The sequence below is a fragment of the Nocardia sp. NPDC050630 genome (genome assembly GCF_044457245.1).
Taxonomy (GTDB): domain Bacteria; phylum Actinomycetota; class Actinomycetes; order Mycobacteriales; family Mycobacteriaceae; genus Nocardia.
In genome coordinates this window covers 210,377-217,768 of sequence record NZ_JBITGN010000009.1, presented here as the reverse complement: position 1 = coordinate 217,768, position 7,392 = coordinate 210,377, and the positions used below count along the sequence as shown (strand labels likewise).

Sequence of the window (7,392 nt, the reverse complement as noted above, 5' to 3'; positions counted from 1 at the left end):
GGTGGCACTCCCGGAAATGTTGTACAGCCTACTGAATCGGGAGCAGGGGCACGAGAGAGTGTTGGGGTACGAGCGTTGAATCAGTCGGCCACACCGGTCATTCGCCGGGCTACCGAGGATGATATCGAGGAAATGGCCCGGGTCGTCGCGCAGGCGTTCGACGTCGACGACCCGGTCGAGGAATACATCTTCCCGAATCCGGCAGTGCGCCACCGGCGGTCGCCGGACATGGTGCGCCTCATGATCAAGTACCGGTTCCTGCCCGGCGACGGTGCGGCAGTGGCCACAGTCGACGACAAGATCGTGGCCGCGCTGCTGTGGTATCCCCCCGGATTCCGCGCTTCGCTGTGGCGAGAGACGATTTCGGGTCTGCTGCTGCTGAAGGTCATGGGCACTGCGACGCGCCGCGGCATGGACGTCGACGCCGCCATCGCCCGGGTGTCCCCGCCACAGCCGCACAGCATGCTGGTCTACCTCGCCTGTGAACCGGAGTGGCAGACCTCGGGTGTGGGCCTGACCCTGGCCTCCTGGGCCGCCGCGGACGCCGACAAGTACGGCGCGACCGTCGGCGGGATCTGCAAGGACGCCAACCTGCCCTTCTACGAGGCGTTCGGCGGCGAATTCGTCACCAAGATCAAGATTGGACGTAAAGGTCCCGAGATGAACTTTGTACTGCGCCCGGCGGTAATAGCCGACGCCACCTGAAGCATTGAGCGCAAGGGGAATATTTGCGCACCGCGGGCGGCGCGTGGGTCCCGGCCCACAACGTCCTTCTCAGGGGGACACAGTTCGATCAGAGTTTCCGAGGAGTTTCCAGTGTCTGACATTGCCATTGTCGGTATCGGCTGCCGCTATGCGGGCGGTATCGAATCCCCGCAATCCTTTTGGGATTTCGTGCTGAACAAGCGCGACGGGGTTGTCGATATCCCCGGTGACCGGTGGGACTACCGCCGCTACTACGACCCGGACCGCCGCGCACCGGGCCGCATGTACACCAAGCGCGCTGCGTTCTTGACCAGCGACCCATGGGAATTCGATCCGGAGTTTTTCGGCATCTCCCCGCGCGAGGCCGCCGCACTGGATCCGCAGCAGCGCCTCGCGCTCGAAGTCGCCTGGGAGGCGTTGGACGACGCGGGTCTCGCGGGCCGCGTCGGCGGTGCGCCTGTCGGCGTCTACATGGGCGCGTTCACCATGGACCAGACGATCACCGCATTGGGCGGCCCGGCACTGGCCCATGTGGACATGCACACCGCGGCGGGCGCCTCGTACACGATGATCTCCAACCGAATCGCATACGCGCTCAACATGGTCGGACCCGCGATCACCGTCGATACAGCGTGCTCGTCGTCGCTGGTCGCCTTCCACCTGGCCTGCCGGGCGATCGCCGACGGTGACTGCGAGATGGCCCTGGCCGGCGGTGTCACCGTCTTGATGGCGCCGGAATACTTCATCTCCATGTGCAAGGGCGGCTTCCTGGCCGCCGACGGGCGCAGCAAACCGTTCGATGCCGCCGCCGACGGGTACGGGCGTGGCGAGGGCGCGGGCATCGTGGTGCTGAAGAAGCTGGCCGATGCCGAACGCGACGGCGATCGCATCTACGCGGTGGTCAAGGCGACTGGGTCGAACCAGGACGGGCGCACGACCGCCATCACCGTGCCGAACGCGGATCTGCAAGAGGCCCTAGCCAAATCGGTAACCGCGCGCGCGGGTATCGCACCGCACGAAGTGACCTATGTGGAGGCGCACGGCACCGGCACCGTAGTCGGCGACCCCCTGGAACTGCAGGCGATCGGCCGGGCCTATGGCGCGGTCGACGCGCGCACCGAACCCCTGGGAGTCGGGTCGGTGAAGGCGCAGATAGGGCACACCGAGGCCGCGTCCGGCATCGCAAGCGTGATCAAGTCGGCGCTGGCCATCGCGCATCGGACCATCGCCCCACAGGGGTGGCTGGACACGCCCAACCCGGATATCCCGTTCGCCGAACTCAACCTGGCACTGCAGCTGGAGCCGCGTCCCGTGTCGCCCGACGAGCGAATGACGGTCGCGATCAACGGTTTCGGCTTCGGTGGAACGAACGCCCACGCGATCCTCACCGAACACCGGGCGGCCCACGGCACCCCGCATACCCCGGTTCATTTCGGAGTGCTGCCGTTGTCGGGCCGGGCCGAGACGGCCGTGCGTGAGCTGGCGCGACGGTTCGCCGAGCGTATCGCCGACGGCGCGGACCCCGGACTGATTGCCGAGGCGGCCTGGACGCGGCGTCAGCACAATACGGTGCGCGCCGCGATCACCTTCAGTGATGATGCCGAATTGGTCCGCGGCTTGGTCGAATTCGCCGGCGGCGAAGGCCGGGTGGGGAAGGTGATTCCCCGCGAGGTGGCCGAGCCGGTATTCGTCTTCACCGGCATGGGGCCGCAGCACTGGGCCATGGGGCGCGAATTGCTCATCGGTGACGGCATTTTCGCCGCCGAGGCGAAGAAGATCGACACGGTGTTCACCGAGATCGCCGGCTGGTCAATCATCGAGGAACTACTGAAACCCGAGGAGGAGTCCCAGGTCACCACCACCGCGGTGGCGCAGCCCGCCAACTTCCTGGTGCAGGTGGCGCTGTACGCGTGGCTGACCGAGCACGGTATCGAACCCGCAGCGGTGGTCGGGCACAGTGTCGGCGAGGTCGCCGCCGCCTACGTCACCGGGATGCTGTCGCTGCGCGACGCTCTTACCGTCGCTTACCACCGGGCCCGATTGCAGGCCACCACAGCGGGCTCCGGCGGAATGCTGGCAGTCGGCGTCTCCGAGCAGGCGGCGCGGGAACTGCTCTCCGGTGACGAGCTGGTCGACATCGCCGCGATCAACAGCCCGAGCGGGGTGACCCTCGCGGGCGACGAGCAGCGGCTCGGCGAGATCGCTGAAAAGCTTGCCACCGATGGCATTTTCGCCAGGCAACTACAGGTGGAGGTGCCGTACCACAGCTACCTGATGGAACCGATTCTCGACGAATTGCGTTCCGCCCTGGCTGATCTTAAGCTGGCCGCGCCGACCGTCACGCTGTTCTCCACCGTGACCGGCACCGAGGTGACCGGCCCGGAGTGGGATGCCGAGTACTGGTGCCGCAACGTCCGGCAGCCGGTGCGGTTCGCCGACGCCACCGCCGCGCTGGTCGGCGCGGGCAGCCGCATCTTCGTCGAGGTCGGCCCGCATCCGGTGCTGGGCGCCAACATTCGCGAAATCCTCATCGGCGCGGGGGAAACCGGCACGACCATCGCCACCCTCAACCGCAAACAGGACGACGGCGTCAGCGTGCGGCAGCTGATTGCCGGACTCTACGGCGTGGGTGTCCTCGATATAGACGCGCTGTTCGCCTCCGCGCACGCCGGACCCACCCCACATGTCGAGCTGCCCCGCTACCCGTGGCAGCACAGCCGACTGCACAACGAGCTGCCCGCGTTCGCGCAGGCGCGCCACGGCACGGCCGGCTCGTATTCGATGCTCGGTGACCCTGATCTGGCTGAACCCCAGAACCTTTGGCGGACGCACCTGAGTGTCGCCGCGCTGCCCTGGCTCGACGACCACGTCGTGGGCGGCTCCCGGATCCTGCCCGGCGCCGCGTATCTGGACGCGGCACTCAGCGCCGCCGCGGCGCGCTCCGATCTTGTCGGCCCAGCGGGATCCGCGCGGGTGGCGGTGGAGGACGTACGCTTCCTGGCCCCGCTCCTCATCGCCGACGGCGACGTGCCGGTGGTCGAGCTGCGGGTCGAGGAGTCGACCCGGCGATTCACCATTCGCTCCCGGCCCGCCGACTCGGACCTGTGGACCGTCAATGCGACCGGCCGTCTGGTCGACGGAGTATACGATCCGCCGGAGCGGGTGACGGTCCCCGATGCCAACGAATTGCTCACCGTGGATCCGGAATCGGTGCACGCCGCGATGGAGCAGAGCGGGCTGCGGTACGGTCCGGCCTTCCGGCGGTTCACCTCGGTGCAGGTATCCGGCAAGACCGTGGTGGCCACCCTGGACGGGTCCATTGCTGCCGAGTCCGGACATCTCGTGCACCCAGGTGTCGTGGACGCCGCTGTACAGAGCATCGGAGCCCTGCGGGAGGGCGTTGGCCGCAACGGCAGTCCGATGGTGCCGGTCGCGGTCGACGGGGTGCGGTTGTTCGCGCCGCTGCCCGACGCGGTGACCGTGGTGACCCGGCTGAAGGATCCGGAGACGCTGATCGTCGACTACGATTTCCTCGACGCGCAGGGACAGGTACTCATGCAGATCATCGGACTGCGGCTGGGCGCGATAGACCCGGGCCGCAGTGCGCTGCGACGGATGACGGACTTCTTCTACGAAACCACCTGGGAACTTCGCGATCCCGTGGACACCTCGGCCCTGCCACCGACCGAGAACGTGCACACCCTCGTCGTCACCCTCGGCTCGAAGCCGAGTGCGCGGGCCGCCGACATCGCCTCGCTGACACCGTCGAATTCCAGCTTCGCCGTAGGCGACCCGTCCCGCGAGGACCTGGAAACCGCTTTCGCGCAACAGCTTCGAGACACCGATCCGAATGCGGCGCGGCTGCAGGTGGTGGTGGTCGCCGGCACCGAATACGACGAATTGACCAACTTGTGGACGCTGCGCAGGCTGGCACTGACCCTGCACGAATACGACGACGAGCAGCACGGCGAAACCGGCAAACGACCGATGACCGGAGACGGCCGCATCCACGCCACCGTCATTACCGAACGGGCCTTCGCGCATCCGGAAGCCGACCAGCCGCCGAACTCGCGGCATGCCACCCTGGCCGGTGCGCGACGGGTCCTGCTCAACGAACAGTCCGTGCTGCGCTGGCGTTTGGTCGACATCGACCCGCAGACCGAGCTCGCTGACCTGGCCGCCGAACTCGCCATTCCCGGCGCGTTCACCTACGACCATGCCGACGAGGTGTACCTGCGCGACGGCCTGCGCTGGGTGCCGGCTGTCACCAGGACCCTGGAGGGCCGTCTCGACGCCCTCGATCAGGATGCGCCCCTGGACGATCCGGAAGCCAACTTTGCCCTGGAGATCCCCAAAACCCGGGTGCTCTCACAGCTTGCCTGGCGGCGCTGCGACCGGCAGGAACCCGGCCCCGGCGAGATCGAGATCCGTACCAAGTCGATCGGCTTGAACTTCAAGGACACGATGAAGGTCATGGGTGTGCTCACTGAACGGCAGTTGGGCGCAACCTATTTCGGCCTCGAACCGGGCATGGAGGGCCTTGGCGAAGTGGTGCGGGTCGGACCGGGCGTCGAGGACTTCGCGGTCGGTGATTGGGTGGGCTTCTGCAAACGCGGCATGATCCGGCGCTATAACACTGTGGACGCCGCCATGGCCTTCGGCACCCCCGTCGACAGTGATCCCGGAATCTGCAGCAACGGAATCGCCTTCTTCAGCGCCGAATTTTCGCTGCTGAAACTGGTCCAGCTGCGCGCCGGGGAGACGGTGCTGGTGCACGGGGCGGCCGGCGGTGTCGGCTCGGCCGCTGTGCAGATCGCGAAACGCCACGGCGCCACCGTCATCGGCACCGCCAGTACCGCCGAACGCCGCGACTACGTGCTCGCCCAGGGCGCCGATCACGTGCTGAATTCGCGGTCGCTGAACTTCGCCGAGGAGGTTCTCGCGCTCACCGACGGGCGCGGGGCCGACATCGTGATCAGCACGACGCCGGGCGATCTGCTACGCAAGAACTTCGACGCCGTCGCCGAATTCGGGCGGATCGTGGAGATCGGCAAGACCGACAGCTACGACGGTGGGGTTCTGGACCTGCGGCACTTCGAAAAGAATGTGTCATACCACTCCATCGACGTGGACCGGATGCTGGCGAAGAAGACTGCCGAATCCATGGCGATGTTGGAGCGCATCAACTCCGCAATCTACGCGGGCGATTACACGGCACTGCCGTACGAACGCTACGGCACCGCCGAAGTTGCGAAGGCATTCGACGAGGTCGCGCGCTCCACCAAGATCGGGCGCGTGGTCCTGGACCTCGGCGAGGCCGCACCGCTGGTCCGGCCGGCGCTCCGCGAGGTCGCGGTCGAGCCGGACGCCCAGTACCTCATCACCGGCGGCTTCGGCGGCTTCGGCCTGGCCGTCGGCCGCTGGCTGGTCGGCAAGGGTGCGCGGCGGCTGACCCTGGTGGGCCGGGGCGGAGCGAAAACCGAAGCGGCACAAGCACAGCTGCGTGCCTGGCAGGATATGGGCATCGACGTTGTCAGCGAGCGGCTCGACATCGCTGATTCGGAGGCCGTCACCGCGATGATCGCGCGGGCACACACCGCCGACCATCCGCTGCGCGGCGTCTTCCACGCCGCGGGCACCGTCGACGACAAACTCCTCGCCGACTTCGATTACGACAGCCTCATCAAGGTCGTGACACCCAAGGTGACCGGTGCCCGTGCATTGGTCGACGGACTCGCGGCAGCCGGCGCCACACCGGACATGCTCGTGCTGTTCTCCTCCGGTGGTGTGATTTTCGGTGGACCCGGTCAGTACACCTACACGGCGGCGAACCTGGCGCTCAATGCGCTCGCCGACGAGATCGTGCGCTCCGGCGGCACCGCGCTGGCCATCGGCTGGGGCCATATGCACGGCGCGGGAATGGTCGACACCGACGCCATGGCCCGCTACCTTCTCAGCAGCGGTTTGGACCCCATCGAAATGGACGAAGGTCCCGAATACCTCGAAGCCGCATTGCGACTCGGCCTGCACCACCACGCCGACATCGCTCCGATCGACTGGAACAGGGTCGTCGCGGCCAACGGCCTGTTCGCCAGCACCGGACGAGTCGAAGCCGTCATCGCCGCCTCCGCCGAGGACGATTCGGCATCCGCCCAATTGGCCGCGGCCCTGCGGGAATTGGAGGTCGGCGAACGCAACGAGGTGGTGGCGTACATGCTCGCCGAGCAACTGGCGACCGTCATGGGTGTGGCCGCGGAGTCGATCGACCAGACGGTGCCGGTGCCGGATATCGGCCTCAATTCGCTGATGACCGTGGAATTCTCCGCGCTGGTCACCAAGAATTTGGGCGTCGACCTGACGTCGGTGCAGCTCGGCCGCACGTTCACGCTGGCTCAGGCCGGGGCGACGGTCGCCGCGATGCTGGTCGGCGAGACCGGCGAGGACGCGGCGGAACTGGTGGCCGAGGCGGTGCTCGCATGAGCGAGCGTAGCGAGCGAACAATAGGCACAGGCGAGCATTCGCTGGTGCCGGAGCCGAGCGTCAGCGAGGCGCAGGCATGAGCGGACGCAGTGATCGAATGTACCCAGCTGATTGCGCGTCCGGGGCGTCACCGAATGCCGGAGAGGTGGAACTAATGAGCGAGCTTGCGAGCGAACAATCGACACAGCCGAGCTGCTTGCTCGTGGC

General features: G+C 67.0%; 2 protein-coding genes. Both read left to right on the top strand.

Features of this window, described 5'->3' with window-relative positions:
* The first annotated feature begins 75 nt into the window (after positions 1-75).
* Complete coding sequence (locus ACIBG0_RS23735) at positions 76-705, top strand: GNAT family N-acetyltransferase (RefSeq protein WP_397035145.1); 630 nt, start codon at positions 76-78, stop codon at positions 703-705.
* 111 nt (positions 706-816) lie between these two features.
* On the top strand, positions 817-7,185 hold the full coding sequence (locus tag ACIBG0_RS23730; RefSeq protein WP_397035144.1) for a type I polyketide synthase: 6,369 nt from the start codon (positions 817-819) through the stop codon (positions 7,183-7,185).
* Positions 7,186-7,392 lie beyond the last annotated feature (207 nt).